Genomic DNA, 25,889 nt, shown 5'->3' on the forward strand with positions numbered 1-25,889 from the left:
TTTAGCGGCCGCTGATGCGCGGCCATGGAATCCAACACGGGGGCTTTCGTGCACATCCGATCCAGCGCTCATTTCCACAGGTTGACCCTATGCCTGACTGCCAGCGTCATGGCGCTGGGTCTTGCGGGCTGCGGTTCCACCAACTGGGGCTTTCCCTACAGAGCCACCATCCAGCAGGGCAACTGGATCACCACCGAGCAGGTCTCTCAGCTCGAAACCGGCATGACCCGCGACCAGGTGCGCTTCATCCTGGGTTCGCCCACGCTGCAGGACATCTTCCACGCCGAGCGCTGGGACTACCCCTACTACAACCAGCCCGGCTACGGCCAGGACGAACTGCGCAAGTTCACCGTCTGGTTCGAAAACGACCGCCTGGTGCGCTGGTCGGGCGACGAGCAACCCGACCGCCAACCCTTCCAGAAAGCCGACAGCGGCAAGGAAGCCATCCAGTCGGCCAACGCCGAGCGCGACGCCCAGCAGGCGGCGTCCCCGGGCCTGGACAATGCCGCCTCTCCCAGCGGCCAGGCAACCGGCGGCGCCCCGCAAGCCATCATCGAGACCGCGCCCAGCAGCACGAACGACCAGGAAGGACAGCAATAATGCGCATTGCCATCGCGGGCGCCTCGGGTCGCATGGGCCGCATGCTGATCCAGGCCGTCCTGGAATCCCAGGATCTCACCCTGGCCGCGGCGCTGGACCGCAGCGGCAACGATGCCATCGGCCAGGATGCCGGGGCCTTCCTCGGCATCGACACCCAGGTGCGCATCACCGACGACCTGGGCGCTCTTGCGGGCGCCGACTGCCTGATCGACTTCACACGACCCGAAGGCACCCTGGCCCACCTCGAGGCCTGCGTCGCGCATGGCGTCAAGTGCGTCATCGGCACCACCGGCTTCGACGCCGCGGGCAAGCAGGCCATCCGCGCGGCCGCCCAGAAGATCGCCATCGTCTTCGCCCCCAACATGAGCGTCGGCGTCAACGCCACCCTCAAGCTGCTGGACATGGCCGCCCGGCTGCTGAACAGCGGCTACGACGTCGAAGTCTTCGAGGCCCATCACCGCAACAAGGTCGATGCGCCATCGGGCACCGCCCTGGCCATGGGCGAAGCCGTGGCGCGTGCCTGGGGCAAGCCGCTGGACGACATCGCCGACTGGGCGCGCCACGGCAATACCGGCCCGCGCGAAACCGGTCATATCGGCTTTTCCGTGCTGCGTGGCGGCGACATCGTCGGCGATCACACCGTGTATTTCTGCGGCACCGGCGAACGCATCGAAATCAGCCACCGATCCAGCAGCCGCGCCACCTATGCCCAGGGCAGCCTGCGCGCCGCCCGCTACCTGGCACGCCGCGAATTCGGCCTGTTCGACATGCAGGACGTGCTGGCAACCTGAAGATCCGTCGGCCGCGCCGCCGATCCCGGCGCTGTCACGGGCCGCAGGTTCAGTCTAGAACCACCGGTTCCTGCTCCAGATCCACCCCGAAGCGCGCCTGTACATCGGCACGCACGGCTCGTGCCAGGGCCAGCACGTCGGCCGACTGCGCGCCGCCGTGGTTCACCAGCACCAGCGCCTGGCGCTCATGCATGCCCACGGGGCCCAGGCGCCGCCCTTTCCAGCCCGCCTGCTCGATCAGCCAGCCCGCCGCCAGCTTGACCCGCCCATCCGCCTGGGGATAGGCCTTGAGATCCGGATACCGGTGCCTCAGACGATCCGCCTGGCCGGCATCGATCACCGGATTCTTGAAAAAACTGCCCGCGTTGCCCTGCACCGCAGGATCGGGCAGCTTGCGGCGGCGGATGTCGCAGACGGCATCGAAGATGCTGCGCGGCGACGGAATTTCCCCTGCGCCGCCCGTGGGCGATCCCAGCCCGGGATAGTCGCGCAGATCGGGATAGTCCAGGCGCGGCGCCCAGGCCTTGGGCAGCGCGAAACGCACCCGCACGATCAGCCAGCGCCCCGCCCCGTCGCGCTTGAACAGGCTGTCGCGATAAGCGAAACCGCACTCGTCCGCGCGCAGTTCACGCTCGCGCCCCGCCCGCAGATCCCAGGCCACCACCGAATGCAGGCGCTGGTCCAGTTCAAGCCCGTAGGCGCCGATGTTCTGCACCGGCGCAGCCCCCACCGTCCCGGGGATCAGGGCCAGGTTTTCCAGGCCCGGCCATCCCTGCGATAGGCAATGGTCCACGAAGCCGTGCCAGGGCTCTCCCGCGGCGGCCTCGACGAACCAGTGCGTGGTTGTTTCCCGCCACAGGCGGATGCCGCGCAACGCCACGCGCAGGACGCGGCGACGCGGCCGCGCCGCCACGACCAGATTGCTGCCGCCCCCCAGCACGAACAGCGGCGCATCGGTTTCCCGGCCGGAGGACAGGGCCTCGCACAGATCGGGGATGGCGGATTCGTCGTCCAGCGTCGCCACGGCCGCCCGCGCCGGCAGGCCCAGGGTGTTATGGGTTTGCAGATCCTGGTCGGAGAAGACGAGAGGCATGGAAGACATGAAAACAAGGGGGGCATGGGAAGGCGTAAGCATACCGCGCAAGGCTGATTTGACAGCCCCTGAAATCGTGTTTTATAGTTCTGCCTCTTGCTTGATTGCGCATCGGCAACAGCGCCCCAAGGGGATCCCCGGAAGGCCTGGAACCCAGACTGAAGAATCAGCTGATTTGACAGACTGAAAAATGCACAATATAATGCATGGCTTAGCTGAATAGCTAAAAACAACGCGGGAATAGCTCAGTTGGTAGAGCGCAACCTTGCCAAGGTTGAGGTCGCGAGTTCGAGACTCGTTTCCCGCTCCAGAATTCAGAAAAGGCCCAAACTTCGGTTTGGGCCTTTCTTCTTTGGCTTCCCGGGCTTCATCAGAAGATGGCCTTCAGGCGCCGCACCGCCGCAACAGCATCTTCGGCCGTTGCGAAATTGGCGAACCCCATCAGCAAGCCTCCCTGTGACGACTTGCGCACCCGCCAGCTGCTCAGTGCCGTGACAGCGAGCCCCCTGGCCTGGGCAGCCGCAGCCAGGGACTTGTCGCTGCGCCGGGCATTCAAGTGCGCCAATACATGGATGCCGCCCGCCTGTGGCTGGACGTGCAGGCGGTCTCCAATCGTCTGCGCCAGCGCATTGACCAGATAGCCGCGCCTGGTTGCATACAAGGCGCGCATTTTGCGCAGGTGCCGGGCAAAGTGGCCGTGTTCCATGAAATCGGCGGCCATGGCCTGGGGCAAGATGGAGCCGGGGCCAGGAAGATGATCCACCACATCCCTGAACCTGCCGATCTGGGATACGGGCACGATGAGATAGGCCAGTCGCAGGCCAGGAAGCAGCACCTTGCTGAAGGTGCCGGTGTAGAGCACTCGCCCATCACGATCCAGGCTCTTCAACGCCGGCAGGGGCCGGCCGTGATACCGGAACTCGCTGTCGTAGTCGTCCTCGATGATCCATGCCCGGCGGCGGCCTGCCCATTCCAGCAGTTCCAGCCGGCGGGGCAACGACAGGGCCATGCCCATCGGGCTCTGATGCGTGGGAGTGACCACGGCGAAACGCGCTCGGGCGGCACATTGCTGGCCCATTCCCACATTCAGCCCTTCCTCATCGACGGGCACCGGCTCCAGGCGCATGCCGGCGAGCTCCAGGTACTGCCGGGCGAAGATATACCCCGGATCCTCGTACCAGCCCAGGTCCCCGGCCTGCAACAGCGTGCGGCATACCAGTTCGAGCGCTCCCCGATACCCCGCGACCACGAAGATCTGCTCATGCGAGCAGATGATGCCGCGCGAGATGCCCAGATAGGCCGCAATCGCGCGGCGCAGCGGCTCGTATCCCGCGGGGTCGGGGTAGGTCATGGCCACCGTCCCCAAAGTGCGAAGACTGCGTCCCGCCAGGCGCGCCCAGACCTTGCGTGGAAACGCATCCAACGCGGGCAGGCCCAGCTGGAACGGCAGCACCTCGCTGGAAACCGCCTGCAAGCGGGGGGACTCGTGAACGGAACGCCCCGCCGTCCTTGCCGTACCCGGCTCAGGCAGGTTTGCCAACCGGGGAGACACCACTGTTCCCGCGGCACCACGGGCCACGAGATAGCCTTCGCTCGTCAGTATCTGATAGGCCGTTTCCACCGTGCCTCGCGCCAGGTTCAGTTCGCTGGCCAGGCTGCGCACAGACGGGACGCGATCCCCGGGCAGGAGCTTCCCGGTGGCGATTGCTTCCCGGTAGCGCCGATACAACTGCAGGTAGATCGGCGCATCCTGCTCCCGGCTTACCCTGAGATGCCGCAAATCCATGAGCAATGTCCTATTAATTCATTCATTTCTTGCACCTGTCGCATGGGGCATCATTGCCCTAAATTAACGGCTCTGCAACAAGGAATGCACATGACCCAATTGCGATTGAGCCTTATCGACAGCGATGAGGACTACCTGGCCAGCTTCGCCGTCATGCGCGAACTGCGGCCGCATCTGCCGGACGTCGCCACGTTCACCGCGCAAGCGCGCCGCCAGGCAGCGCAGGGGTATCGCCTGCTGGCCGCATGGCAGGACGGTCAGGTCAAGGCACTGGCGGGTTACCGCCTTCAGGAGAACCTCCTGTACGGGCGCTTTCTCTACGTCGATGACCTGGTGGCCGCCGCCGATGCCCGCCGCCACGGCCTCGGTGCCAGGCTGATCGACGCATTGCGTGAAGAAGCGCGCAAGCAGGACTGCAAGCACTTCGTCCTGGATACGGCCCTGGGAAATTCCCTGGGACAACGTTTCTATTTTCGGCAGGGCCTGTTGGCCACGGGCATGCATTTCCGCCAGCCGCTATAAACCGCACGCGCGACGCATGCGACCGCGCCCCCGAAACTTTTCAATCGCAGGAACTTCTGATGAGCACCCCGAAACGTTTGCCTTATTACACCCTCTCGCCCGAAGCCTACCGTGGGCTCGGTGCCACAAAGGCCGCCCTGGAGAAAAGCAGCCTCGGCAAGGAACTCATCGAGCTGGTCTGGCTGCGGATGTCGCAGATCAACGGCTGCGCCTTCTGCCTGGAAATGCACGCAAAGGCGCTGCGTGCCGGTGGCGTGCCGGATGCCAAGCTGGACAGCCTCGCCGGATGGCGCGTGGGCGAGCATTTCACCGAACGGGAACGCGCCGCACTGGCCTGGACCGAGGCGCTGACACATGTGGACCGGACGCATGCGCCCGACGAGGATTACGAGCCGCTCAAGGCGCACTTCAGCGATGTCGAAATTTCGGACCTGTGCTTTGCCATTGCGCTGATGAGCGCATTCAACCGGCTGGCGATCGGGATGCGGCAATAACGGGGCGCAGCCCATGGAAGGTCTGTCATGAAAATCCTGCACATCGATTGCAGCCCGAGAAAAGAGTCGCACAGCCGAAAGCTTTCGGCTGCAATCCTTGCGCGGCTTTTCGCCATCGACTCCGAAATCTTCGTCATACGCCGTGATCTGGGCCTGAATCCCATACCTCATCCGGAGGCCGGCTACGCCGCCGCTCTATCCTCGCCAGGGGCATGGGTCTCCGGGCGGCCGAACCCGGCTACATCATTGTCGGAAGAATTGATCCAGGAAATCGAGGCCGCCGACGCGCTTGTCATTGGCACGCCGATGAACAATTTCACGGTCCCTTCCGTACTCAAGGCCTGGATCGATCAAATTCTGCGGATGGGCCGCACGATCGGGGTGGCGCCGACAGGAGAAAAAACAGGCCTGCTGCAAGACAGGCCCGTTTATATCGGCATCGCTTCCGGGGGCGTGTTCACGGGCGATCGTGCGAGACAGCCGGACTTCCTGACGCCTTATCTGACAGCCGCTTTCGGCTGCGTGGGTTTGACTTCGCTGCAATTCTTCCCCCTGCAGGCAACCGCGTTCCTCGATGGCGGCCGGTTGACGGCGGATCAAGACGCCCTGCTCACCACCATGGATACGACAAGGATCGACGCCAGGGTGACCGGGGATATCGGATGACGAATCCCGCATTTTCAGGGGTGGCGTGGCTGGCTCGGGAAAAGAAATCCCGACCGGCCAGGCCTGAAGGCGGCCCCGCTACCTGGACGCGAACATCTCGAACACCTGCTTGCCCGTGAATTTCTTCGTTTGATTCTTCAATTCGTAGTAAGCGGGCTTCTCGTCGATGAAGACCTCGTTGGCCAGCTGGAACGCCTGGTCCTGGAAGACACCGACGGGCAGGATGTACTCATCGCCTTGCAGCAGGCGATAGAAGAGATGCGTGCCGCATGTCGGGCAGAACCCGCGCTCGGCCCACTCGGATGAGCGGTAGGTCCGCGGCGCGGGGCCGGAGAACCCGACTTCGGTCCCGCAATGGACCGCGAACATGGGGCCACCCGACCAGCGCCGGCACATGGAGCAATGGCAAATCCCGATCTGCTCGCGATCAGGCGCCGTGACCTCGATGGAACCGCAAAGGCATTTTCCTTTCATAACAACTCCGGGACCGAAAAAGGGGAAACGAGGCAACTGACGTCACTATCATAGAACCATCTGCATGCCTCACACGCAAGGACGACGCCCATGAACACGACCGGCCCAGGCAGGAGCAAATCCCAGATCATCGGCGGGGCGATACTGATCCTGATTGCCCTCTACGCGCTGATCGGCGGCATCTGGCTGGCGGCGCTGGGGGGTTCGTGGTACTACGCCGCACTGGGCGTGGCGCTGCTGGCGAGCGCCTGGCTGCTCCTGCGGCACAGGACAGCGGGGTTGTGGCTCTATGCGCTGGTCCTGGCAGCCACCCTGGCCTGGGGCCTGTGGGAAACGGGCGCCGACTTCTGGGCGCTGGCGCCACGCTACGACCTGTTGTTCCTGCTGGGCCTGTGGCTGCTGCTGCCGTCCGCCACGCGCGGCTTCGCCGCCGTACGCCCCGCGAAGATCGCCATGGGGGCGGCGATGCTGTGCATGCTGGCGGTGCTGGGCTACGGCCTGATCGACGATCCGCAGGAAATCGATGGCACGTTCGCCCGCGCACAACCGGCCCAGGCGCAGCCGGTGCCCGGCGTGGCCAACGAAGACTGGCCCGCCTACGGGCGCACGGAAGGCGGCGTGCGTTATTCGCCGCTGGCGCAGATCAACGAAGAAAACGTCAAGGACCTGGAAGTGGCCTGGGTCTACCGCACGGGCGACTTCCGCACCGGGGACGACTCCGTCGAGACAACCAACGAGGTCACGCCGATCAAGGTCGGCAACACGCTGTTCCTGTGCACGCCGCACCAGTTCCTGGACGCGCTCGACGCCGCCACTGGCCGGCGCCTGTGGCGCTACGATCCGCAGCTGAAGGCCGACAAGACCTTCCAGCACCTGACCTGCCGGGGCGTCTCCTACCATGACGCGAACAATGCCGTGCGCTTCCCGGCCAGCGCCGCCAAGGCCGACGGCCAGGTGCCGTCCCTGTGCCCGCGCAAAGTGCTGCTGCCCACCAACGACGGGCGCCTGATCGCCGTGAATGCCGACAACGGCCAGGCATGCAAGGATTTCGGCCTGAACGGCGAAATCGACCTGCAGCAGAACATGCCCCATGCCTACCCTGGCGGCTACAACCCGACGTCGCCACCGGTGGTCACGGCATCGACCATCGTCATCGGCGGCTCGGTGACCGACAACTTCTCGAACCGCGAGCCTTCCGGGGTGATCCGCGGCTACGACGTGCGCACCGGCGCGCTGAAATGGGTCTTCGACACCGGCGCCGAAGACCCCAACGCCATGCCGGGCGAGCAGACGAAGTTCGCGCACAATTCGCCCAACGCCTGGGCGCCGCTGGCCTACGACGCGCAGACCGACGTGGTCTACATCCCCACCGGCGTGGGCACGCCCGACATCTGGGGCGGAGACCGCGGTCCCCTGAAGGAGCGCTACGCCAATTCCGTGCTGGCGCTGGATGCCTCCACGGGCCACCTGATCTGGCACTTCCAGACCACGCATCACGATCTATGGGACATGGACGTGCCCGCGCAGCCTTCGCTGATGGACGTGACGACGCGCGATGGCCAGACCGTGCCGGCCATCTACGTGCTTACCAAGACCGGCAATGTGTTCGTACTGGACCGCCGCAACGGCCGGCCCATCGTGCCGGTGACGGAGAAAGCCGTGCCGCAGCGCGTGGCGCGCGGGCCGCAGACCAGGGACGAGCACTATGCCCCCACCCAGCCGTTCTCGGCGCTGAACCTGGCACCGGCCGGCAAGCTCACCGACAAGGACATGTGGGGCGCCACCCTGCTGGACCAGCTGATGTGCCGCGTGATCTTCCGGCTCTACAACTACGATGGCATCTACACGCCGCCGTCCGAGAACGGCACGCTGGTGTTCCCGGGCAACCTGGGCGTGTTCGAATGGGGCGGCATGTCGGTCAACCGGGATCGCCAGGTGGCCCTGGCAAACCCGATCGGCCTGCCGTTCGTCTCCCGGCTCATCCCCGAAAACCCGGACCGCGACGTCAGCGTGAAGGGCGCCGGCACGGAAAGCGGCGTGCAGCCGATGTACGGCGCGCCGTACGGCGTCGAGCTGACCCCGTTCCTGTCGCCGCTGGGGCTGCCGTGCAAGGCGCCGGCATGGGGCTATGTGGCCGGAGTGGACCTGCAGAGCAACCAGATGGTGTGGAAGAAACGCATCGGCACCATCCGCGACAGCCTGCCGCACCTGTTCCAGCTACCGCCGCTGAAGATCGGCGTGCCGGGCCTGGGAGGCCCCATCTCGACCGCGGGCAACGTGATGTTCGTGGCAGCGACGCAGGACGACTACCTGCGCGCGTTCGACGTGAGCGACGGCACGCTGCTGTGGGAAGCGCGCCTGCCCGCCGGCGGCCAGGCCACGCCGATGACCTACGCGGTCGACGGCAGGCAGTATGTGGTGATCATGGCCGGAGGCCATGGTTCGTTTGGCACCCGGATGGGAGACTACCTGGTGGCCTACGCCCTGCCGGGCTGAGGTCATTCGACGACCCGGGCCGTGCGCGCCCCGCAGGCGCGCACCAGTGCTTCATCATGGCTGGCGAACAGCACGACACGGTCCCGGGACCAGGCCTTGAACTGCTCGGCCAGCGCCGCGCGGGCCTGTGCGTCCAGCCCGTTGCTCGGCCCATCGGCGACGACGACGGCCGGATCGCCCAGTGCGGCGGCCGCCAGGAAGACCTTGCGGCGCGTGCCGGTCGACATCTGCTCGAAGCGCTTGTCCAGGTGCTGTTCCAGCCCCAGCCGGCCGGCCAGGTCCAGCACGGCGCCGTCCAGGGCGGCATTCTTCTGTGCGGCGGCCTGTTCCAGCCAGCCTCGCCCCGTGAGGGAAGGAAACGCCATGCAATCGTCGGGCACGTAGGCCAGGCGGGCCCTGGCCTGCCGCGGCGCATGGGCCAGGGAATGGCCGTCGATCCAGACATCGCCTTCGTCTGGCGCGATCACGCCCGCGATGATGCCCAGCAGGGTGGACTTGCCGGTGCTGTCTTCTTCGCAGAACGCCACGCAGCCGGGCTCGAACGCGCGGGTGAGCCCCTGGAAGACGAGATGATCGCCGTAGCGCTTGCCTAGATTGTCGATGCGTAGCATGCCCGCAAGTGTACGCACGTTACACAATTTCTGAAAGAACGGGCGTTCCTGTGCGATTTTGTCAGCGGAGCCTACCATCCCGGCCGCACCGCGCTCCCCTGCCGGCAGAGGGGCGCGGCGCCGATCCCGGCCGGCGCAGCCCATTGCCCCTGTCCGACCTGCTTACAATGCCTTCTGGAACGCCTTGATAAGGTGCCCTTGAGACCATTCTTATCAGGAGGCGCTCATGACCAAGACAATACTCACGTTCCTTGCCATCCTCGCAAGCGGCAGCATCCTGGCTGCCTGCTCGTCGCCATCCACCGTCACCACGCAGGACGGCCGCACCGACTACACCGCCGACGCGCCGAACACCGACACGGACGACGGCTTCGTCACCTATGAAAAGGGCGGCCGCGAAGTCAAGGTCAACAAGTCCGACGTCAAGCGGATCGAGGAAGTGGACTAGCAGGGCCGGCCCCACGCCCGGCCTTGCATTCCGGGGCCGCCTGCATAAAATGGACCGCAATGGGGTATCGCCATGAGGTTCGACATGAGGATCCTCGAAACGATTCAATCGCAGGCGGACGCAATGGGCCTGCCGCTCTACGCGGTGACCCTGAGCACCGTGGCCAAGCCCGACGCGCCGCCCGTCCTGATCCTGCACTGGCACGGATTCAGGCGCCACACCCCCGTCCAGGTGCCCGGGATCGAAATCCCGCCCCGTCCGGTGCCCGGCTCGGCAATGCAGATCGACGTACGCTGGCGCCGGATCGAAACCCTGGACGAGGCCATGCTGGAAGCCGCCTGGCGCCTGGGCGCGTGGGATCTCGAACGCAGCAACCACCGTCCCTGGTGGCGCCTGAACGCCCCGGTCAGCGAGACCATGGCCTGCCACCGCGCGTTCGGCTCCTACCCGGATGAACCCGAAGGACGCATGGCCATCGTGGATGCGCCCGATCTCGACGCCCTGCTGGATCTCGCCGCCACAAAAGGATATGTGCGCTGGCTGTTCCGGCCTCGGGCCGCCGGCGTCTGGGGCAGCCTGGACGAAGACGACATCACGCTGCACGACGGCCGCACGCGCCAGGATGCGTGCCCGGTCACGCCCATGCCCTACGATCGCCACCGCAGCGGCCGGGACGTATACCGCCTGGGCAGGGGCCGGCGCCTGCTGCACGGGTAGGCCTGCCTGCCCGAATGATGTTTCATCTGGTTTCAATCTCGGGCTTGAATCCCCCGCCGCCGGCCACTATCTGAACCATCGCAGCACCCCGGCTGCCTGGATCGGCGCACCCCGGAGACCCGTGCTCCGCGGGCCTGCGCCCCGTCCTGATTCCTTTTTGGTGATCTGCAACAAGGAGATTGATCATGGAGATTCGTCCCCTTCACGACCGGATCGTCGTCAAGCGAATCGAACAGGAACGCACGACGGCATCCGGCATCGTGATTCCCGACTCTGCCAAGGAAAAGCCCGAACAGGGCGAAGTCATCGCCGTGGGCAACGGCAAGCGGCTTGAGAACGGCACCCTGCGCGCCCTGGACCTGAAGGTCGGCGAGCGCATCCTGTTCGGCAAATATGCCGGCCAGGCCGTCAAGGTCGATGGCCAGGAATACCTGGTCATGCGCGAAGACGAGGTGCTGGCCGTCATCGAAGGCGAGCCCCAGGCCGCCAAGAAAGCCGCCTGAACTTTTTTCACGGATTCCAGGAGTATCGAGATGAGCGCGAAAGAAGTGCTTTTCCATGACAATGCCCGCGCGCGCGTGGTCAAGGGGGTCAACACCCTGGCCAACGCCGTGCGCGTGACACTGGGCCCGAAGGGCCGCAACGTCCTGCTCGAACGCAGCTTCGGCGCCCCGGTCATCACCAAGGACGGCGTGTCCGTCGCCAAGGAGATCGAACTCGAGGACAAGTTCGAGAACATCGGCGCGCAGATCGTCAAGCAAGTCGCCTCCAAGACCGCCGACGTGGCGGGCGACGGCACCACCACCGCGACGGTCCTGGCCCAGGCCATCGTCCAGGGCGGCCTGAAACACGTGGCCGCGGGGATCAACCCCATGGACCTGAAGCGCGGGATCGACAAGGCCGTCGGCACTGTGGTCGACCAGCTCAAGACCCTGTCCAAGCCGATCTCCACAAGCAAGGAGATCTCGCAGGTGGCAGCCCTGTCGGCCAACTCCGACCCGTCCGTCGGCAAGATCATCGCCGATGCCATGGACAAGGTCGGCAAGGAAGGCGTGATCACGGTCGAGGACGGAAAATCGCTGGACAACGAACTCGAAGTCGTCGAGGGCATGCAGTTCGACCGCGGCTACCTCAGCCCCTACTTCATCACCGACCCCGAGAAGCAGGTGGCGGTCCTGGAAGACCCGCTGGTCCTGCTGCACGACAAGAAGATCTCCAGCATCCGCGACCTGCTGCCCGTGCTGGAAGCGGCAGCCAAGGCCGGCAAGCCGCTGCTGATCGTGGCCGAGGACGTCGAGGGCGAAGCCCTGGCCACCCTGGTGGTCAACACGATGCGCGGCGTGCTGAAGGTGGCCGCGGTCAAGGCGCCGGGCTTCGGCGACCGCCGCAAGGCCATGCTGGAAGATATCGCCATCCTCACCGGCGCGACGCTGATCTCCGAGGAAACCGGCAAGCAGCTCGAAAAGACCGAACTGGCCGACCTGGGCAGCGCCAAGCGCATCGAGGTGCACAAGGAAAACACGATCATCGTGGGAGGCGCGGGCAAGCAGGAACGCATCGACGGCCGGATCAAGGCCATCCAGTCGCAGATCGAGCAGGCCACCAGCGACTATGACCGCGAGAAGCTGCAGGAGCGCGTGGCCAAGCTGGCCGGCGGCGTGGCGGTGATCAAGGTCGGCGCCGCGACCGAAGTCGAGATGAAGGAAAAGAAGGACCGCGTCGACGATGCGCTGCACGCCACCCGTGCCGCCGTCGAGGAAGGCATCGTGCCCGGCGGCGGCGTGGCGCTGCTGCGTGCCGGCAAGGCGCTGGCCACGCTCAAGGGCAGCAACAGCGACCAGGACGCGGGCATCCAGCTCGTGGCCCGGGCGATCGAAGAGCCCCTGCGCGCCATCGCGGCCAACGCCGGCGACGAGCCCTCGGTCGTGATCGCCAAGGTCGCGGCCGCCGAAGGCAACTTCGGCTACGATGCGGCCAGCGGCCAATACGGCGACCTGGTCGAGCTCGGCGTCGTGGATCCCACCAAGGTGACCCGCACGGCGCTGCAGAATGCCGCCTCGATCGCCAGCCTGATCCTGACCACCGAGGCCTGCGTCGGCGAACTGCCCAAGAAGGACAAGGCGCCGGCCCCGGCGGGCGGCATGGACTTCTGATCCAGCTGCGGTTCAGCGCCTTCAGCGCCGAACGCCCGGCGGGTTCCCGCCCGCCGGGCATGACGGGCCGCGCCTCCGGGCGCGGCCCGTCGTATAATCCCCCCGCAATCCCATGGGTTCCCTCACCCCATCCACCAAAAAGGCTCACATGACTTCCACATCCCTGCCGCAGCCGCGGGTTTCGTTCTATCTCGCCCTGCTGGTCGCATTCCACATCCTCATCATCATCGCCAGCAACTACCTGGTGCAGCTGCCCATCGACCTGTTCGGCTTCCACAGCACCTGGGGCGCCTTCAGCTTTCCCTTCATCTTCCTGGCCACCGACCTGACCGTGCGCCTGATCGGCAAGGCCGAGGCGCGCCGCGTGATCCTGCGCGCCATGATCCCGGCGCTGGTCGTCTCCTACGTCGTATCGGTGCTGTTCCACGAAGGCCGCTTCAACGGTTTTGCCGCACTGGGCGAATTCAACACATTCGTCTTCCGCATCGCCTTCGCCAGCTTCGCGGCCTACGTCCTGGGCCAGCTGCTGGACGTGCGCGTGTTCGACCGCATGCGACGCGGCTACGTGCAATGGTGGGTGGCGCCCGCGGCATCCGCCGTGCTCGGGCAGGCGCTGGACACCCTGGCCTTCTTCGGCATCGCCTTCTGGCGCAGCGACAACCCCTTCATGGCCGCCCACTGGGGAGAAATCGCCGCCGTGGACTACGCCATCAAGCTGACCGTCAGCCTGCTGCTGTTCGTGCCGATGTACGGCGTCGCCCTGAACACGATCGTGCGCATCATGAAACGGCGCGACGCCCTGCCGGCCACGGCGTGAGCGCGCCCCGGCCCGCCCGCCGCGCCCTGGTCCTGTTTTCCGGCGGGCAGGATTCCACCACCTGCCTGGCCTGGGCGCTGGCGCATTGCAGCCACGTCGAGACCATCGGCTTCGACTACGGCCAGCGCCACCGTGCCGAACTGGACTGTCGTGCCACGCTGCGCCAGCGCCTGGCCGGACTGCGGCCCGAATGGGCGCAGCGGATGGGAGACGACCATCTGCTGAATGTCGACGTGCTGGGCCAGCTGGGCGCCTCGGCCATGACCAGCGATATCGCCATCGCCCTGCAGGCCGACGGCCTGCCCAACACCTTCGTGCCGGGCCGCAACCTGCTGTTCTTCACCCTGGCTGCCGCGCTGGCCTACCGGCGCGGCCTGGACGTGCTGGTGGGCGGCATGTCGCAGACGGACTATTCCGGCTATCCGGACTGCCGCGACAACACCCTCAAGGCGCTGCAGGTGGCGCTGAGCCTGGGAATCGACCGTCCCCTGACGCTGGAAACCCCGCTGATGTGGCTGGACAAGGCCGACACCTGGGAGCTCGCCCGGGAACTGGGCGGCGACGCGCTGGCCGAACTGGTGCGCACCGACACCCATACCTGCTACCTGAACCGCCGCGACACCCTGCACGCCTGGGGCTACGGCTGCGGCGAATGCCCCGCCTGCGCGCTGCGCGCGCGGGGCCACCGCGACTGGCTGGCACGGCGGCAGGCCGGCTGAAACCGCGCAGGCACCCGGCGTGGGATGCCCGGCAAACGGCAGCTCGCGCCCGGCGTGAAGATGCGCACGCGATAGTCCGCCTGCGGCGTCGTCGGCTGCAGCAGGAAGATCGTCGGCGGCCATCACCACCGCCAGGGGGTTGCCCTTCAGGGGTTCGCCGGAAAAGACGCCCACATGCTTGAAATCGAAGGTCTGCATGATGTGCGGCGCCATGCGGCGATGAGAAACAGGGATTTCGATTCTCGCGCCAATCGCGGGCGAGGCAGCGGCGATATAATACTGTTTATTCATACAGCAATCCGTTCGCCATGGACGCCCCTGCCCTCATCTCATCGCAGCCCGCCCTCTGCCGCCACGTCGCGGTCCCGGCGCGCTGCGGCTTTCCCAGCCCGGCGGAAGACCACGCTCAGAAGCGGATCGACCTGAACACCGAACTGATCCAGCACCCCGAGGCCACCTTCCACATGTACGTCCGGGGCGAGTCCATGCGCGACGCAGGCATCGACGACGGCGACCGCCTGATCGTGGACCGCGCCATGGAAGCCCGGCACGGCGACATCGTGGTGGCCGTGGTCGATGGCGAATTCACCGTCAAGACCCTGCATCGCCGCGACGGCCAGGTGCGCCTGCGGGCCGCCAACCCCGCCTTTCCGGACATCGTGCTGCGCCAGGGCCAGGAACTGGCCATCTGGGGAGTCGTCACATGGGTGCTCAAGCCCACCGGCCGCCGCCACGCATCGCGCTGATCGACGGCAACAGCTTCTATTGCGCCTGCGAACGCGTTTTGCGGCCCTCGCTGGAAGGCAAGCCCGTCATCGTGCTGTCCAACAACGACGGCTGCGCCATCGCGCGCACGGCCGAGGCCAAGGCCATGGGCATCCCCATGGGCGCTCCCTGGTTCAGCATCCGCCACCTGCAGGCCCGGGGCCTGGTTGCCATTTCCGCCAACTTCGCCCTGTATGGCGACATGAGCGACCGGATGATGCGCGTCATCGGCCAGTTCTCCCCGGCCCAGGAAATCTATTCCATCGACGAATGCTTCCTGGACCTGACCGGGCTGCCCGGCACGGGGCGCGAGATCGGCACCCGGATCCGCCAGCGCGTGCTGCGCTGGGTGGGCATCCCCACCTGCGTCGGCATCGGCGCCACCAAGACCCTGGCCAAGCTCGCCAACCACCTGGCCAAGTCCCTGCCGCGCCTGCAGGGGGTCTGCGACCTGTCCGGCCTGAACCATGCCGGACTCCTGCGCGCCATCCGCCACGTGCCCGTCGGCGACGTCTGGGGCGTCGGCCGGCGCCTGGCCCCCAGCCTGGAAGCTTCCGGCATCCGCACCGCAGCTGACCTGGCGCGGGCAGACCGGCACGAACTGCGGCGACGATACTCGATCGTGCTGGCCAAGACCGCCCGGGAACTATGCGGCGAACCCGCCATCGGCTGGGAAGACGCGCCGTCCCCCAAGCAGCAGATCATGTCCACCCGCAGCTTCGGGCGGCCCGTGCGCGACCTGACCGAACTGGAACAGGCCGTCAGCCTGTTCACCAGCCGCGCCGCCGAGAAACTGCGACAGCAGCATTCCCACGCGTCTGTCGTGCAGGTCTACATCCGGACCAGCCGCTTCCGGACCGGCCCCTGGCACGCCGACAACGCCGTCGTGCCGCTGGACAGGCCCACGGACCATACCTCCGTGCTGCTGAAGGCCGCGCTGGCCGGATTGCGTTCTGTGTTCCGGCCGGGGTTCGACTACGCCAAGGCGGGGGTGTGCCTGCTGGATGTCCGGCCGGCAGCCGCCGGACCCGTGCAGGGCGAGCTTTTCGGGCAGGATCCGGAATACATGGTGAGATCTTCCCGGGCCATGGCGGTGGTGGACCAGCTGAACCAGCGATTCGGCAGCCGCATGATCCAGGTGGCGAGCGCCCTGCACGAGCCGGATGCGCGATGGCTCATGCGCCAGGCGCACCGGTCGCCGAGCTACACGACGCAGTGGGGGGATGTGGTGAAGGTGGGCTAAGGCCCCTGCACTCCTCCGTCCTTCCAGGCCCGCTCGATTTCCGCCACATCGATCTTCCCCATCCCCATCATGGCCTCGAACGCACGCCTGGCGGCCGCGCGGTCCGGATCCTTCAGCGCCTCCGTCAGTATCCGGGGCGTGATCTGCCACGATATGCCCCACTTGTCCTTGCACCAGCCGCAGGCGCTTTCCCGGCCGCCGTTCCCGACAATCGCGTTCCACAGGCGGTCGGTCTCCGCCTGGTCGTCCGTCGCGATCTGGAACGAAAACGATTCGTTGTGGCTGAACACCGGGCCGCCATTCAGCCCCAGGCAGGGAATACCCATGACGGTGAACTCCACCGTCAGGACGTCGCCTTCCTTGCCCGATGGATAATCGCCGGGCGCATGGACGACGTCGCCCACTGCGCTGTCCGGAAAGACTGCGGCGTAGAACCGGGCTGCCTCCAGGGCAGCGCCGTCATACCAGAGACAGATCGTATTCTTGCTGGCCATATGTATGCTCCCGAGCAATGCACGTCGTGGGAAATGCAAGCCCCCAGGGTCAGGCGCCCCGGCGCGGGCTGCAAGGAATCGAGCATGACTGCCCGGGCGCATGCACGCAAGTACGGGCAATGGCTGCTTACACGAAGTCGTGGCCGGATACTGTTTCCGGATCTGATTTTCTCGGTCCTTGCCCGCGTGTTCGGCCCAATGCCTTTCGGCAGCGCCAGGGCCCAGCGCGCCTGACGCAGTGCGGCTGGAACGGCGCCGTCTGGGTCCGATGCATGGCGGGTCTTATTGATGGGACTATCGGAGCGAAAAAAAGAAAACCCCCTGATTGCTCAGGGGGTTCGGTGACTGGTGGAGCCGGGGGGAATTGAACCCGCGTCCTTTTTAGTATTTATGCGGGTTTCCAGCCTGACCGTGGCGTAATCATGTCATTCTACGTTGCGCCACAGAACCCCTATGCCCACCGCCGCCCCAACTCAATGAGTCGTAACACCGCCGGCGCGGATCGGCGCTTTCGTCAGGCTCATGATTAGGCAACGGGCACCGGCCTTGTGATATACCCAATAATCAATGTAATCGCAAGACACAGAATCGCCACAATCCTATGCGCGCCATACCCATCCGCACGATCCATAGCCATGGAAGGCAGCAGAGGCTCGGGGGGAGCCATGAATCGAGGTAGCTTTCCGCCTCCTTGGCATGACAACGCGAGATAATACACTGCACTGAGTCCCCCATAGACAAGGGTGATTGAGGGCAAATCACGAAGGAATATTGACACCGTCGGCAGGAGAAAAAGAATCGGCATAAGCGGACTATTTCGTCGACCTGTATATAGAATCAGAAAGGCAACCGTTAAATAATTCAAGGAAAATGCGAGCAGCTTTCCCGATGCTCTAGGCAAGGTAGGCACATAAAGGTCCCGGACCATTGGTTTCCATATCGCATAGACCTCGTCAGTAAACACAAGCAACAAAAGGCAGACAACAAACGAGAAAAATAGAAAAATATAGATGCCCGGAGACCTAGACGCCCCAGATCGAGAACTGTCCATTGCCACTCCTAACAACATAGTTGAGAACAGGACAATCTGCAGCACAAACATGGCGATCAACACGTTGAGCGGCGCAATCGATTCCATCGGAGAAAATCCATTTGAGAGATAATTTTTAATTATTACATACTGTAAAAACAACCTCCCGCCGTAATCCAGTCTTGCTGAAGCCTTGCACATCACCGTCTACACACCTTCTCCCAGGTCGCCGCCTCAGTCTCAATCCACCGCAGCGGCCGCGCTGGCGCAGACCTATTTGCAGAGCCGAAACTGATAGCGCTCGTTCGATAGGATGCGCTCCTGATACTTGCGATCCAGCCGCTTGGCCTGGTCCCCAGGCATATCCACCACCCGGTACACGTCGCAGAAATTACCGGCGACGGGCGCGGTGCAGCCGGTCAAACTCGTCAGGCAGAGAATCATCATCCAGCCGATCCACTTCATTGGCCACGGCATCGGCCTCTCGTTTTGCTTGCTGATCACGTCGCATTACCTCCGTTTCTGCCTCTTGCCTGCCCGCGGACTTGCCCGACTGCCGGACGAAAAAAAGGCCGACGACGATGCCGGCGGCGCCCGCGACGTAGGGCCACACGCGCCCCCAGAGCGCTTGCAGCCAGATCATGATCCATCCCCTGTTGCCCAGTCGCCCCACCCCCAGGCATGCTTGTCCTCGGTCGGGTGATCGTCGGCACGCGGGCGACTCGCGCATGACCAGCCGCGACTGCGCACATCCCACGGATGACGCCACCCAGCGCGGCGCGCAGGCTGGTGCCGGGCTCACTGGCCAGCGTGTATGTGATGCCGCGCTGGTAGCCCAGGACCAGTGCCACGCGGCGCGAAGCTCCCAGCAGGGCGCTACATGCGTTGCGCGTACCGTCAGTGCAAACCCTGGTCACCTCGACCGTCAGGCCGTCGGCCAAGGCGCGCGCCACCGGACGGCCGGCGACGGCCACGCCTACCAGGCGGCCATCAGCGTAGGCGGCCTGCTGCCCTTCCCTGGCCAGCCGTCGCGCTAGCACGGTCAACCTCAGCGGGGTGATCCGCGCCTGTTCGCTCAGACGTTATGTCAAATCCCTGAATTCGAATAATTCCTCGAAAACATATTCTCTATTCCTACATACCACATGCATTGGGCCACCAGTTTTTTTTGAGAAATCCCGTTTAATCTTTTGAACTTTAGTATCAAACTTAGGATATCTTCGGCCCACAATAAGGCCAGCAGTTTTTTGCCCACCAAAACCGGATCTGCGCAAAAAATCTATCGTCTCCATCACTTGTTCTGCGGCATGCGATATATCAACACCCTTCAATTCGATAATGAGACGACCTACGCCATTTTTTGAGACCATCCAATCAGCAGAGGTTTCATTTTGAACCAAACACCCATCAATTTGAGTTTTTATGAATTTTTCTTTATCCTCATTGAGAATGGTTGCTGACTTTCCTTTCTCAGAAACACACACTCTAGTATGACGCACAGATTGAGAGCATTGATCACCGGTCGCCATACTCTAACTCCTGAAGCGCTGAAAACTCTTTAGCGATATCGCCTGAAACGGCGTCTAGATAATCCCCATCTATAAATCCATCTTTGTCAATAATTTTGACAAGATTTCTATCTTTTATTGCGTAAGCAGTAACTGCATTGCCGATCAACCAAGAATCTTTTTTTATCACTCCTTCCACGGATTTTTTTAAATTCTCGTCTCTTTTGTTTCCCAATTGACCCGCATATATCAGATTATTAATTTTTGCAAGCACATAGGGGCTATGCGTCGTTAGTACAATGCCCAATCTTTTGGCGTTCATAGACCGCAACATAGCCAATACCTCAACCATCCGGCTCTGTGCTTGTGGAAAAAGATGTGCCTCCATTTCTTCTATATATACAAGTCGAGTTGATGTTCCACCTTTTTCTCCCAGCATACGCATATTAACCAGATGCGGCAAAATAGTGATTAAAGGAAGCAACTCTTGTTGACCTGAAGACAATGCCGACAGAGGCACCTCTCTCCCGTCAGACGTCAACACATACTCTCTATCGCCATCGACTTTTAGTTCGCCACCAAAAATATCTGCAAATGCGGTTGTTATTTTTTCCAACTCTTTTTTGGAAGAGGCCGCATAATATCTATAGCCACGATCTTTAGAATTCGCAAAAATCCTACCAAACCTGACTGTAATAGGATCCAGCATTCCCCCTTGCTCGAAAGCAATAACAGCTTTTCCTATGCTTGTAAAAAAAGACCTTCCGGCCGGAATAAAACTTTGTGTCCAAATTGCGTCCTTGCCCATCAAATCTCTAGCGGATTTTGAGACAGACTCATAAACCCGCCACGAAAATTCGAACCCAACATCTTCATCCCCTGTAACCTTTTTTCTAGTTGCAGCAGCAGACTCCAGGCATTTCAGGTATGACTGCTTTGTGGGCTCATTGAACTTAACTCTAAAATCATCCTTGACTTTCCCTCGGTAGGCCACTCGGGAAACTGTCACTCCGTAGCCGCCAGCCTCAAAGGTTATTTCAAATTTCTCACTTCCCCACGCAGCCACAGGAAACCACTCCCGAAACTTAGATGAAACATGAGAACAATAATCCTCATAAGGTCTTTCTTTCTCAATTAAATCTCCTCTTTGATGTAAAATATCGAGAAAAAAATATGCTAATTTGCATATAACACTTTTCCCGCTGGCTTGAGGGCCAACTAAAACAGTAAAAGGAGAAAATTTCATCTCTGCGTGATCAATGCACGAGAAAGACTTGACGAGAAGCTTAGGCATGAGAATTCGAGCCGGAAGGCGACTCCCTTTTTGATAATTTCGAGTCGTAACATAACATAGAAATAGCTCCTCCTTCCCTATTCCATCACTCCCTTCTGGGCAATGAATCAGCACCCATCACCCGCAGCGCCCGGGTGGGCGTCAGGGCAGCGAGTCATATCCCCTTTCGCACGCCAGCCCCGCTATTCTGAGTTGATCAGCGAATCCACTGACGTCTCGACCAGCCTCGTCCAGCCCGCTGAGCAGCCGGACGAGCAGATCGAGGGTATCGGCACCTGACTGACCCTGGCTTTCGCCGGCAGAGGCGGGATTGCGGGCGGCGGCACTGAGACGAGCGACTTGCTGGCGCAGGCGCTCAGAAGCAGCACGGGCGCGATCAGCATCAGCCAGCGCAGCAGCGGTTTGTGTCTTTGCATCATTGATGATTTCCTCGCGCACCGCCCAGCGGCGCTGTTCTGTTGCCCTGGCCAGCGCCTGGGCGTCTGCGATCTGCTGGGCCTGGTCGCGCTCCATGCCCGAGATCTTGGCGTCGTAGTGCCAGCCCTGCGCCGTCCAGACGGCGGGCCCGGCGATCAGGGCCCCGGCCAGGGCGGCCGCCGCGTAGCCCTTCCAGCCGCTCAGGGCCTTGAGCGCGGCGGCGATCATGGCGTGTCCTCTGCCGAATAATCCAGATTTCCGGCCGTGCGATTGGCCCAGCCGCGGCCAAACGACGGCCAAGTCGACAACGATGTGTAAAAGCGCAGGCGCGCGGCGTTGAATCTGGCCAGCACGTCAGTCACGTCCATCCGTTTGATTGCATCCATCGTGACTGGCCCCATCGATCCATCGGCCGCTACCCCCACAGCGCGCTGCAGGAATCGGATGGCGTTGCCAATTCCATGGTTCACGGCCGCGTCGAATACTTGAAACGCGATCGCGCCGTCGAATTCATCGCAACGGGCTCGGCCCCAGTACGCCGTGCGGTAGATCTCCTTGGCTTGGTCGCGCGTCAGATCGCGCATGTTGCCCGTGTATCCATCCTCGGCCGCGGTGCGCTTCGTAATACCCCAGTTCGTTTCGCCGCCCGGGTCGTCGGGGTGATTGACGTAGCCGCCCTCGTGGCCGATCAGACGCTCGAATGCCGTGTCGAATGTGATGACGCTGCCGGGCGGCGGCGGTGCTACGGCACAGGTCAGCATTTGCGGATCCTCCGTTTGATCGACTTGCGCACCGGCCGGCACGCCTTTATCCAGTAGCAGCGCCCGGCCAGACCGGCGGCTGCGACAGCAAACACGGTTTCCGACCGGTCCACGGTCTCTGGCAGGATCCAGCCCCAGGCGGCGCAGGCGATCGACGCGAAGCACAGAACGATCAGGCTGAATTTCCCCAGCACGCCCTCACCCACGTGCGGCCGCACCACCGCCCAGCAACAGGCCAGCGCAATCAGTAGATGCGCGGCAATGAATGTGATGACCATCACGCCCCCCGATTGAAAATGCGGCGCACAACATCCTGAATCAGTCCCCACCAGTCGGCTTTCTGCAGGGTGTGCATCACGCCGCCGACAGCCGCCCAAGAAAACAGGCCGACCAGAAAGCTCATGCCGTTGGACCAGGACGCCGGCATACCAACCCACTCCATGAGCGGGGTTGTCAGCAGGGCCGCCGAGAGCGTGCCCGTGATCGTCATGACGCCTTTCTGCTTCCACGTCATGCCCTCGATGAATTGCAGCGACAGCGCCGCCCCTGCTGCGCCTGCGATCAGCGGCCACAGGCCCTCTTCCGGTATTTGCATCCTGCGTTTCCCAAAAAAATACCCGCGCAGGGCGGGCGGTTGATAAATCCTGATGCCCGGCCTACAACCGGGCTTTTTGTTGATGCCATGAACCCACGTCGTCGCTTGCGCCTGGTGCGCAACCTCCCTACCCTCGCCCAGGCCCTGGAGCGCTACCTGTCCGAGGTGTCAGCCCGGAAGAAAAGCCACTCGCAAGAGCAGTCAGTAGCGCGGATCTGGCTGCGCACCGGCCTGGCCAGTCGCAACCTGGCGCGGGTCACGCCGCAAGACCTACAGCGCCTGCGCGACGAGTGGCTGCAAGATCGCAAGCCGGGCACGGTCAACCGCAGGTTGGCGCTGATCTCGCATCTCTACACCGTGGCCCGCAAAGAATGGGGCTACACCTGGCTGGCCAACCCCGTGCAGCTTGTGACGCGCCCAGTCGTAGACGACGCCCGGGACCGGAGACTATTCACGCGGATCCGGCTCAATGGCTTAGACCAGGCTGACTGCCCACGCAGCGAACTCGACTGGATCATCCGCGCCACCAAGTCAGAGACGCTGCCCACCATCCTGCGCCTGGCCGTCGAGACCGGCATGCGCCGCTCCGAAATCGTGATGCTCCGGCGCGAACAGATCGACCTGACCCATGGCGTCGTCACGCTGACGGACACCAAGAACGGAGACACCCGCTATGTGCCGCTCTCCCCGTTCGCCAGGGATGCCCTGCGTCGCTGGCTCGCCGGCCGGCCCATGCGCGGCCGGATCTTCAACGTGACGGCCGGGGCCATGACCCGCACCTTCGCCCGGGCCCGCGATCGAGCCCGCAGGCAATACGAGGCGCTGTGCAAGCAACACGGTCGCCGACCGGTGCGGGCGTATTTCGCCGACCTGAGGCTGCACGACCTACGGCACGAAGCCACGACGACGCTGTCAGACGTCTACCCCGCGCACGCGCTGGCCAAGGTCACCGGCCACCGGGACACGCGCATGCTCATGCGGTACTACAACCCCAGAGGCAGAGACCTGGCCCAGCAGCTCATGCGCTCCAAACTCGGCCGCTGGCAGTCCGAACAGCTACGCCTCGCCGCCTGATTCCGGCCAGCCCGCGGACACGTCGTAGCCTTCAATAGCGGCGCGATCATCCGGCAGTGCCGCGATGGCATCGTGATGCACGCGCTCGGCCGTGTAGCACGCCTGAACGAATTGCCCGATTGCGCCAGCGATCTGCTTCACGTCTGCGACGGTGACACGGACCCACCCGGTTTCGGCCTTGAAATCGACTTCGTCGGTATCCTGCAGGCCGGCCAGCGCAGCATTGGCCACGACCGATGTGATGCGATTCTGGTCGTCGATCGACGTACCCACGCGCACGCCGGTCTGCAGCGTGATGCCGCCGGTCATGACTTCCCACCGCTTCGCTGTGGCGGCCGCCTGCTTCGCGGCGCGCAGCTCGGCCAGTGTCGGCTCGGGCGCCGGCGGCTCTTCGGCGTACAGCCACTCCGGCACCGGTCCCAGGCCGTCGTAGGCCTTGCCGTCCGCGTCTTCGCCCAGGACGTAGGGCTTCCCATGGCCCAGCCAGAGCGTGTCTTTGCGATGGTCCTCGATGACTTCCCAGGACCCTGTGCCCGGGTTGCCGTAAGTCTTGGTGTCAATGACCGGATGCAGCGCAGTCACCCAGCGGGCGGCATGGCCGGCCGGGACCGTCGGCGGCGCAATCAGGACCTGCAGGTGCCCCTTCGTGGGCGCCTCACGCGCATGCGGCGCATCGCCCTGCAGCAGGGCCTGATCATCAATCTGATAGACGGTAAGCATAACGACTCCAGCCCCGACTGGCGGGGCGAAAGGGTTGAGAAAAGGAAAGTGACTACAGAACTGCGAATCCGGCGGGAGCTGGAGCGTTCAAGAGTCACACGCTCGCATCGCACGGCCACCGGGTCCGTTATGTGTCGGTTGCCAGCGGAACGTCTTACGACATTCTGCGGCCGGACACATCAGCAAGTCCGATCGCTGCTGACGGCGCGATCGGAAAGACTGGTGGTGCAGAGACGGCCCCAGAGAACGTCCGCGTCGCGCCGGTGGTCCTGATCTGACTGCCTTGCTGCGAATCCGGCGGGGCCCGGCCACTACCAGGCGGACGCATTGCAGAACATCACAGGCACTGCCGCTGGCGTATTTGGCGCTGGCTCATCGTCCGGAACTTCCGGCGCCATGCGGTCTGTATTCGCGACGGGAAACGGAGCGGCCGGCACCGGCGGGGCATCGTATGGCTCCGTAGACTTCGACGCTTCGCGAGTTGCCAGGACCTCGTCCGAAACCCGCGTCGCCGGGCCCCGCGTGGCCGCCGTCGTCCTGATCTGACCGCTTCGCTGCGAATCCGGCGCAGCCCGGTTTCTATCAAAGCGATGCGCTACAACGCATCACCGGCAGCCTGGGCGTCGTCAACACGGCGACGGCGTTCGACCAAGGCGCCGCTGATAGTGCGCTGTACAAAAGCGGCGCGCAGGCTGTTCCGTTTGCTGCCAATTCAGGATCGTCGGTAAAGTGGCCGGGGATTCTGGAGTTCGATTCTGGGCGATCTTCTCGCGCATCAGTAGAGACGCGTGGTGCGGCGTCGCGCGTCAGCGCTGTGGTCCTTGTGTGACCGTTCCGCTGCGAATCCTATGGGGCCGGGCGCGTACCAGGCCGACGCATTCCAGGGGCACAAATTCGAGGTACTGAATTACGGATCTTCAGCCGGTTCATCGGGACTGACGTCGCTCGCAGCCGGGTCTCCAACCTGGTCATCAAACTTTATCCGCGGCCCCGTGTCCGATGGCACGCACGGCGCACCACGCATGTCATACGAGACCCGAGGTGCCAACTCGCGCGTCTTGCCCGCAGTCCTCATCTGACTGCGCTGCTGCGAATGCGAGAGCGGCGGGAACGTTCCAGGCGGACAGTTTGGGTAAACACAACCACAAGTACAACGACCAGGGAGCCGCGACTTACATGGACCGGGGATCTGGGACAACAACGGTCGACGGCGTAGACGTCACATCATCAACAGCAAATTTCCAGCTCAGCACAATCGCCAATGGATCGTACATTCCAACCACAGTAGCGAGCGCGGGCGGCGTGGAGACGCGCGGGCCGAATACTGCCATTCTTCCCGTCGTGCTCATCTAAACCAGAATCGCGGGCGCGACTGCGGTCGAGCTTCCGCGCGTTTCGGACGATATTCGTGGAGCACCGTGAGTCCCGTCAGAAAGCAGATCTGTGACGGCGTTCGTCGCCCAGACCGTACCCCCTGTGTTGTCTGCTGATGAGTCTCCAACACCTGAGGAAGAGCGCGGGAAACTGTAGGCGCTGATCCCCGAAGAAACTCCGCCTTGCGGGCTACCTTGCAGCTTGTGCCGGTGCCCTTGGGTTGCATC

Annotated in this window: 30 protein-coding genes, 1 tRNA gene and 1 pseudogene; 16 read left to right on the plus strand and 16 right to left on the minus strand. The window is 63.5% G+C overall.

The annotated features are described in order from the left end of the window. Positions 1 to 108 precede the first annotated feature (108 nt). On the plus strand, positions 109 to 600 hold the full coding sequence (locus ABD022_RS14575; protein ID WP_325124060.1) for an outer membrane protein assembly factor BamE: 492 nt from the start codon (positions 109 to 111) through the stop codon (positions 598 to 600). Continuing rightward, positions 600 to 1,391 carry a 4-hydroxy-tetrahydrodipicolinate reductase gene (dapB, locus tag ABD022_RS14580; protein ID WP_325124042.1) on the plus strand — a complete coding sequence of 264 codons (792 nt, stop codon included), beginning with the start codon at positions 600 to 602 and terminating at the stop codon, positions 1,389 to 1,391. Before ABD022_RS14575 ends, dapB begins: the two co-directional genes overlap by 1 nt. 49 nt (positions 1,392 to 1,440) lie before the next feature. On the opposite strand, the gene murB is transcribed toward dapB, so the two are convergent. Then, complete coding sequence (gene murB, locus ABD022_RS14585) at positions 1,441 to 2,484, minus strand: UDP-N-acetylmuramate dehydrogenase (RefSeq protein WP_343822141.1); 1,044 nt, start codon at positions 2,482 to 2,484, stop codon at positions 1,441 to 1,443. Between the two features lie 234 nt (positions 2,485 to 2,718). Between murB and ABD022_RS14590 the strand changes: the two genes are divergently transcribed. Then, a tRNA-Gly gene (locus tag ABD022_RS14590) sits at positions 2,719 to 2,794 on the plus strand. Between the two features lie 60 nt (positions 2,795 to 2,854). Here ABD022_RS14590 and pdxR read toward each other — a convergent pair. Then, positions 2,855 to 4,270, minus strand: coding sequence for a MocR-like pyridoxine biosynthesis transcription factor PdxR (pdxR, locus tag ABD022_RS14595; RefSeq protein ID WP_343822143.1), 1,416 nt, complete (start codon positions 4,268 to 4,270; stop codon positions 2,855 to 2,857). Positions 4,271 to 4,360: 90 nt separating this feature from the next. On the opposite strand from pdxR, the gene ABD022_RS14600 reads away from it, so the two are divergent. From ABD022_RS14600 to ABD022_RS14610, 3 genes are read left to right on the plus strand one after another with little or no spacing between them, the layout of a single operon-like run. Continuing rightward, positions 4,361 to 4,792, plus strand: coding sequence for a GNAT family N-acetyltransferase (locus ABD022_RS14600; protein WP_325124045.1), 432 nt, complete (start codon positions 4,361 to 4,363; stop codon positions 4,790 to 4,792). A 59-nt stretch (positions 4,793 to 4,851) separates the two neighbouring features. Continuing rightward, positions 4,852 to 5,286 (plus strand): carboxymuconolactone decarboxylase family protein, encoded by a 435-nt coding sequence (locus ABD022_RS14605; RefSeq protein WP_325124046.1) that lies wholly within the window; start codon positions 4,852 to 4,854, stop codon positions 5,284 to 5,286. Between the two features lie 27 nt (positions 5,287 to 5,313). Then, complete coding sequence (locus tag ABD022_RS14610) at positions 5,314 to 5,952, plus strand: FMN-dependent NADH-azoreductase (protein ID WP_343822145.1); 639 nt, start codon at positions 5,314 to 5,316, stop codon at positions 5,950 to 5,952. A gap of 78 nt (positions 5,953 to 6,030) precedes the next feature. On the opposite strand, the gene ABD022_RS14615 is transcribed toward ABD022_RS14610, so the two are convergent. Then, positions 6,031 to 6,426: a GFA family protein gene (locus ABD022_RS14615; RefSeq protein ID WP_325124048.1), complete on the minus strand. Its 396-nt coding sequence runs from the start codon at positions 6,424 to 6,426 to the stop codon at positions 6,031 to 6,033. 90 nt (positions 6,427 to 6,516) lie between these two features. On the opposite strand from ABD022_RS14615, the gene ABD022_RS14620 reads away from it, so the two are divergent. After that, positions 6,517 to 8,922: a membrane-bound PQQ-dependent dehydrogenase, glucose/quinate/shikimate family gene (locus ABD022_RS14620; protein ID WP_325124049.1), complete on the plus strand. Its 2,406-nt coding sequence runs from the start codon at positions 6,517 to 6,519 to the stop codon at positions 8,920 to 8,922. Positions 8,923 to 8,924: 2 nt separating this feature from the next. Here the strand turns inward: ABD022_RS14620 and ABD022_RS14625 are convergent, their stop codons facing one another. Further along, complete coding sequence (locus tag ABD022_RS14625) at positions 8,925 to 9,533, minus strand: ABC transporter ATP-binding protein (RefSeq protein ID WP_325124050.1); 609 nt, start codon at positions 9,531 to 9,533, stop codon at positions 8,925 to 8,927. A 226-nt stretch (positions 9,534 to 9,759) separates the two neighbouring features. Between ABD022_RS14625 and ABD022_RS14630 the strand changes: the two genes are divergently transcribed. The 8 genes from ABD022_RS14630 (at position 9,760) to ABD022_RS14670 (ending at position 16,395) form a co-directional block, all read left to right on the plus strand. Continuing rightward, positions 9,760 to 9,981 (plus strand): YgdI/YgdR family lipoprotein, encoded by a 222-nt coding sequence (locus tag ABD022_RS14630; protein ID WP_325124051.1) that lies wholly within the window; start codon positions 9,760 to 9,762, stop codon positions 9,979 to 9,981. An 84-nt stretch (positions 9,982 to 10,065) separates the two neighbouring features. After that, complete coding sequence (locus ABD022_RS14635) at positions 10,066 to 10,698, plus strand: diguanylate cyclase (RefSeq protein ID WP_325124052.1); 633 nt, start codon at positions 10,066 to 10,068, stop codon at positions 10,696 to 10,698. A gap of 185 nt (positions 10,699 to 10,883) precedes the next feature. Further along, the gene (groES, locus tag ABD022_RS14640) at positions 10,884 to 11,201 is read left to right on the plus strand and encodes a co-chaperone GroES (protein ID WP_325124053.1); all 318 of its coding nucleotides are present in this window, start codon (positions 10,884 to 10,886) and stop codon (positions 11,199 to 11,201) included. A gap of 30 nt (positions 11,202 to 11,231) precedes the next feature. Then, entirely contained in the window at positions 11,232 to 12,851 is a 1,620-nt protein-coding gene (gene groL, locus ABD022_RS14645; RefSeq protein WP_325124054.1) for a chaperonin GroEL, read from the plus strand. A 148-nt stretch (positions 12,852 to 12,999) separates the two neighbouring features. Beyond that, a complete protein-coding gene (locus ABD022_RS14650) occupies positions 13,000 to 13,668 on the plus strand; it encodes a 7-cyano-7-deazaguanine/7-aminomethyl-7-deazaguanine transporter (RefSeq protein ID WP_325124055.1) in 669 nt (222 codons plus the stop codon). Continuing rightward, a complete protein-coding gene (queC, locus tag ABD022_RS14655) occupies positions 13,665 to 14,387 on the plus strand; it encodes a 7-cyano-7-deazaguanine synthase QueC (RefSeq protein WP_325124056.1) in 723 nt (240 codons plus the stop codon). The genes ABD022_RS14650 and queC overlap by 4 nt, the downstream gene beginning before the upstream one ends. 308 nt (positions 14,388 to 14,695) lie before the next feature. Continuing rightward, entirely contained in the window at positions 14,696 to 15,133 is a 438-nt protein-coding gene (locus ABD022_RS14665; RefSeq protein WP_325124057.1) for a LexA family protein, read from the plus strand. Further along, complete coding sequence (locus tag ABD022_RS14670) at positions 15,091 to 16,395, plus strand: Y-family DNA polymerase (RefSeq protein ID WP_325124058.1); 1,305 nt, start codon at positions 15,091 to 15,093, stop codon at positions 16,393 to 16,395. Before ABD022_RS14665 ends, ABD022_RS14670 begins: the two co-directional genes overlap by 43 nt. On the opposite strand, the gene ABD022_RS14675 is transcribed toward ABD022_RS14670, so the two are convergent. The 11 genes and pseudogenes from ABD022_RS14675 to ABD022_RS14720 form a co-directional block, all read right to left on the minus strand. Next, positions 16,392 to 16,889: a VOC family protein gene (locus ABD022_RS14675; protein ID WP_325124059.1), complete on the minus strand. Its 498-nt coding sequence runs from the start codon at positions 16,887 to 16,889 to the stop codon at positions 16,392 to 16,394. The two genes, ABD022_RS14670 and ABD022_RS14675, sit on opposite strands and share 4 nt — an antisense overlap. A gap of 526 nt (positions 16,890 to 17,415) precedes the next feature. Continuing rightward, positions 17,416 to 18,027 (minus strand): hypothetical protein, encoded by a 612-nt coding sequence (locus ABD022_RS14680; protein WP_343822150.1) that lies wholly within the window; start codon positions 18,025 to 18,027, stop codon positions 17,416 to 17,418. A gap of 165 nt (positions 18,028 to 18,192) precedes the next feature. Then, the gene (locus tag ABD022_RS14850; protein WP_425545243.1) at positions 18,193 to 18,423 is read right to left on the minus strand and encodes a hypothetical protein; all 231 of its coding nucleotides are present in this window, start codon (positions 18,421 to 18,423) and stop codon (positions 18,193 to 18,195) included. Further along, the gene (locus ABD022_RS14685; RefSeq protein WP_343822152.1) at positions 18,311 to 18,562 is read right to left on the minus strand and encodes a hypothetical protein; all 252 of its coding nucleotides are present in this window, start codon (positions 18,560 to 18,562) and stop codon (positions 18,311 to 18,313) included. The genes ABD022_RS14850 and ABD022_RS14685 overlap by 113 nt, the downstream gene beginning before the upstream one ends. 190 nt (positions 18,563 to 18,752) lie before the next feature. Then, positions 18,753 to 18,959 (minus strand): annotated as a pseudogene (locus tag ABD022_RS14855) (XF1762 family protein); the annotation flags it as partial. A 42-nt stretch (positions 18,960 to 19,001) separates the two neighbouring features. Next, the gene (locus ABD022_RS14695; RefSeq protein WP_343822154.1) at positions 19,002 to 19,448 is read right to left on the minus strand and encodes a hypothetical protein; all 447 of its coding nucleotides are present in this window, start codon (positions 19,446 to 19,448) and stop codon (positions 19,002 to 19,004) included. Then, positions 19,435 to 20,721, minus strand: a complete 1,287-nt coding sequence (locus ABD022_RS14700) for an AAA family ATPase (protein WP_343822156.1) — start codon at positions 20,719 to 20,721, stop codon at positions 19,435 to 19,437. The genes ABD022_RS14695 and ABD022_RS14700 overlap by 14 nt, the downstream gene beginning before the upstream one ends. A 141-nt stretch (positions 20,722 to 20,862) precedes the next feature. Beyond that, entirely contained in the window at positions 20,863 to 21,366 is a 504-nt protein-coding gene (locus ABD022_RS14705; RefSeq protein ID WP_343822158.1) for a DUF2514 family protein, read from the minus strand. After that, positions 21,363 to 21,899: a glycoside hydrolase family 108 protein gene (locus tag ABD022_RS14710; protein WP_343822160.1), complete on the minus strand. Its 537-nt coding sequence runs from the start codon at positions 21,897 to 21,899 to the stop codon at positions 21,363 to 21,365. The genes ABD022_RS14705 and ABD022_RS14710 overlap by 4 nt, the downstream gene beginning before the upstream one ends. Beyond that, the gene (locus ABD022_RS14715; protein ID WP_343822162.1) at positions 21,893 to 22,177 is read right to left on the minus strand and encodes a hypothetical protein; all 285 of its coding nucleotides are present in this window, start codon (positions 22,175 to 22,177) and stop codon (positions 21,893 to 21,895) included. Before ABD022_RS14715 ends, ABD022_RS14710 begins: the two co-directional genes overlap by 7 nt. Beyond that, positions 22,177 to 22,494: a hypothetical protein gene (locus ABD022_RS14720; RefSeq protein ID WP_343822164.1), complete on the minus strand. Its 318-nt coding sequence runs from the start codon at positions 22,492 to 22,494 to the stop codon at positions 22,177 to 22,179. The genes ABD022_RS14715 and ABD022_RS14720 overlap by 1 nt, the downstream gene beginning before the upstream one ends. A gap of 87 nt (positions 22,495 to 22,581) precedes the next feature. On the opposite strand from ABD022_RS14720, the gene ABD022_RS14725 reads away from it, so the two are divergent. Beyond that, positions 22,582 to 23,568: a tyrosine-type recombinase/integrase gene (locus ABD022_RS14725; RefSeq protein ID WP_343822166.1), complete on the plus strand. Its 987-nt coding sequence runs from the start codon at positions 22,582 to 22,584 to the stop codon at positions 23,566 to 23,568. On the opposite strand, the gene ABD022_RS14730 is transcribed toward ABD022_RS14725, so the two are convergent. Then, positions 23,551 to 24,288, minus strand: a complete 738-nt coding sequence (locus ABD022_RS14730; RefSeq protein WP_343822168.1) for a DUF4376 domain-containing protein — start codon at positions 24,286 to 24,288, stop codon at positions 23,551 to 23,553. The two genes, ABD022_RS14725 and ABD022_RS14730, sit on opposite strands and share 18 nt — an antisense overlap. Positions 24,289 to 25,889: the final 1,601 nt, after the last annotated feature.

The sequence above is a fragment of the Castellaniella daejeonensis genome (genome assembly GCF_039523555.1).
In the GTDB taxonomy this organism is placed as follows: Bacteria; Pseudomonadota; Gammaproteobacteria; order Burkholderiales; family Burkholderiaceae_B; genus Castellaniella; species Castellaniella daejeonensis.

What these genes read in the sequence shown, in the direction of transcription:
- ABD022_RS14725 (WP_343822166.1), top strand. Translation starts at nt 22,582, where the DNA reads ATGAACCCACGTCGTCGCTTGCGCCTGGTGCGCAACCTCCCTACCCTC.
- ABD022_RS14700 (WP_343822156.1), bottom strand. Translation starts at nt 20,721, where the DNA reads ATGCCTAAGCTTCTCGTCAAGTCTTTCTCGTGCATTGATCACGCAGAG.
- ABD022_RS14715 (WP_343822162.1), bottom strand. Translation starts at nt 22,177, where the DNA reads ATGGTCATCACATTCATTGCCGCGCATCTACTGATTGCGCTGGCCTGT.
- dapB (WP_325124042.1), top strand. Translation starts at nt 600, where the DNA reads ATGCGCATTGCCATCGCGGGCGCCTCGGGTCGCATGGGCCGCATGCTG.
- groL (WP_325124054.1), top strand. Translation starts at nt 11,232, where the DNA reads ATGAGCGCGAAAGAAGTGCTTTTCCATGACAATGCCCGCGCGCGCGTG.
- ABD022_RS14625 (WP_325124050.1), bottom strand. Translation starts at nt 9,533, where the DNA reads ATGCTACGCATCGACAATCTAGGCAAGCGCTACGGCGATCATCTCGTC.
- ABD022_RS14670 (WP_325124058.1), top strand. Translation starts at nt 15,091, where the DNA reads ATGGGTGCTCAAGCCCACCGGCCGCCGCCACGCATCGCGCTGATCGAC.
- ABD022_RS14630 (WP_325124051.1), top strand. Translation starts at nt 9,760, where the DNA reads ATGACCAAGACAATACTCACGTTCCTTGCCATCCTCGCAAGCGGCAGC.
- ABD022_RS14575 (WP_325124060.1), top strand. Translation starts at nt 109, where the DNA reads ATGGCGCTGGGTCTTGCGGGCTGCGGTTCCACCAACTGGGGCTTTCCC.
- ABD022_RS14665 (WP_325124057.1), top strand. Translation starts at nt 14,696, where the DNA reads ATGGACGCCCCTGCCCTCATCTCATCGCAGCCCGCCCTCTGCCGCCAC.
- ABD022_RS14705 (WP_343822158.1), bottom strand. Translation starts at nt 21,366, where the DNA reads ATGATCGCCGCCGCGCTCAAGGCCCTGAGCGGCTGGAAGGGCTACGCG.
- ABD022_RS14680 (WP_343822150.1), bottom strand. Translation starts at nt 18,027, where the DNA reads ATGGAATCGATTGCGCCGCTCAACGTGTTGATCGCCATGTTTGTGCTG.
- ABD022_RS14730 (WP_343822168.1), bottom strand. Translation starts at nt 24,288, where the DNA reads ATGCTTACCGTCTATCAGATTGATGATCAGGCCCTGCTGCAGGGCGAT.
- ABD022_RS14605 (WP_325124046.1), top strand. Translation starts at nt 4,852, where the DNA reads ATGAGCACCCCGAAACGTTTGCCTTATTACACCCTCTCGCCCGAAGCC.
- ABD022_RS14610 (WP_343822145.1), top strand. Translation starts at nt 5,314, where the DNA reads ATGAAAATCCTGCACATCGATTGCAGCCCGAGAAAAGAGTCGCACAGC.
- ABD022_RS14600 (WP_325124045.1), top strand. Translation starts at nt 4,361, where the DNA reads ATGACCCAATTGCGATTGAGCCTTATCGACAGCGATGAGGACTACCTG.
- ABD022_RS14710 (WP_343822160.1), bottom strand. Translation starts at nt 21,899, where the DNA reads ATGCTGACCTGTGCCGTAGCACCGCCGCCGCCCGGCAGCGTCATCACA.
- ABD022_RS14685 (WP_343822152.1), bottom strand. Translation starts at nt 18,562, where the DNA reads ATGATCTGGCTGCAAGCGCTCTGGGGGCGCGTGTGGCCCTACGTCGCG.
- ABD022_RS14620 (WP_325124049.1), top strand. Translation starts at nt 6,517, where the DNA reads ATGAACACGACCGGCCCAGGCAGGAGCAAATCCCAGATCATCGGCGGG.
- murB (WP_343822141.1), bottom strand. Translation starts at nt 2,484, where the DNA reads ATGCCTCTCGTCTTCTCCGACCAGGATCTGCAAACCCATAACACCCTG.
- ABD022_RS14675 (WP_325124059.1), bottom strand. Translation starts at nt 16,889, where the DNA reads ATGGCCAGCAAGAATACGATCTGTCTCTGGTATGACGGCGCTGCCCTG.
- groES (WP_325124053.1), top strand. Translation starts at nt 10,884, where the DNA reads ATGGAGATTCGTCCCCTTCACGACCGGATCGTCGTCAAGCGAATCGAA.
- ABD022_RS14615 (WP_325124048.1), bottom strand. Translation starts at nt 6,426, where the DNA reads ATGAAAGGAAAATGCCTTTGCGGTTCCATCGAGGTCACGGCGCCTGAT.
- ABD022_RS14635 (WP_325124052.1), top strand. Translation starts at nt 10,066, where the DNA reads ATGAGGATCCTCGAAACGATTCAATCGCAGGCGGACGCAATGGGCCTG.
- ABD022_RS14695 (WP_343822154.1), bottom strand. Translation starts at nt 19,448, where the DNA reads ATGGCGACCGGTGATCAATGCTCTCAATCTGTGCGTCATACTAGAGTG.
- ABD022_RS14720 (WP_343822164.1), bottom strand. Translation starts at nt 22,494, where the DNA reads ATGCAAATACCGGAAGAGGGCCTGTGGCCGCTGATCGCAGGCGCAGCA.
- pdxR (WP_343822143.1), bottom strand. Translation starts at nt 4,270, where the DNA reads ATGGATTTGCGGCATCTCAGGGTAAGCCGGGAGCAGGATGCGCCGATC.
- ABD022_RS14650 (WP_325124055.1), top strand. Translation starts at nt 13,000, where the DNA reads ATGACTTCCACATCCCTGCCGCAGCCGCGGGTTTCGTTCTATCTCGCC.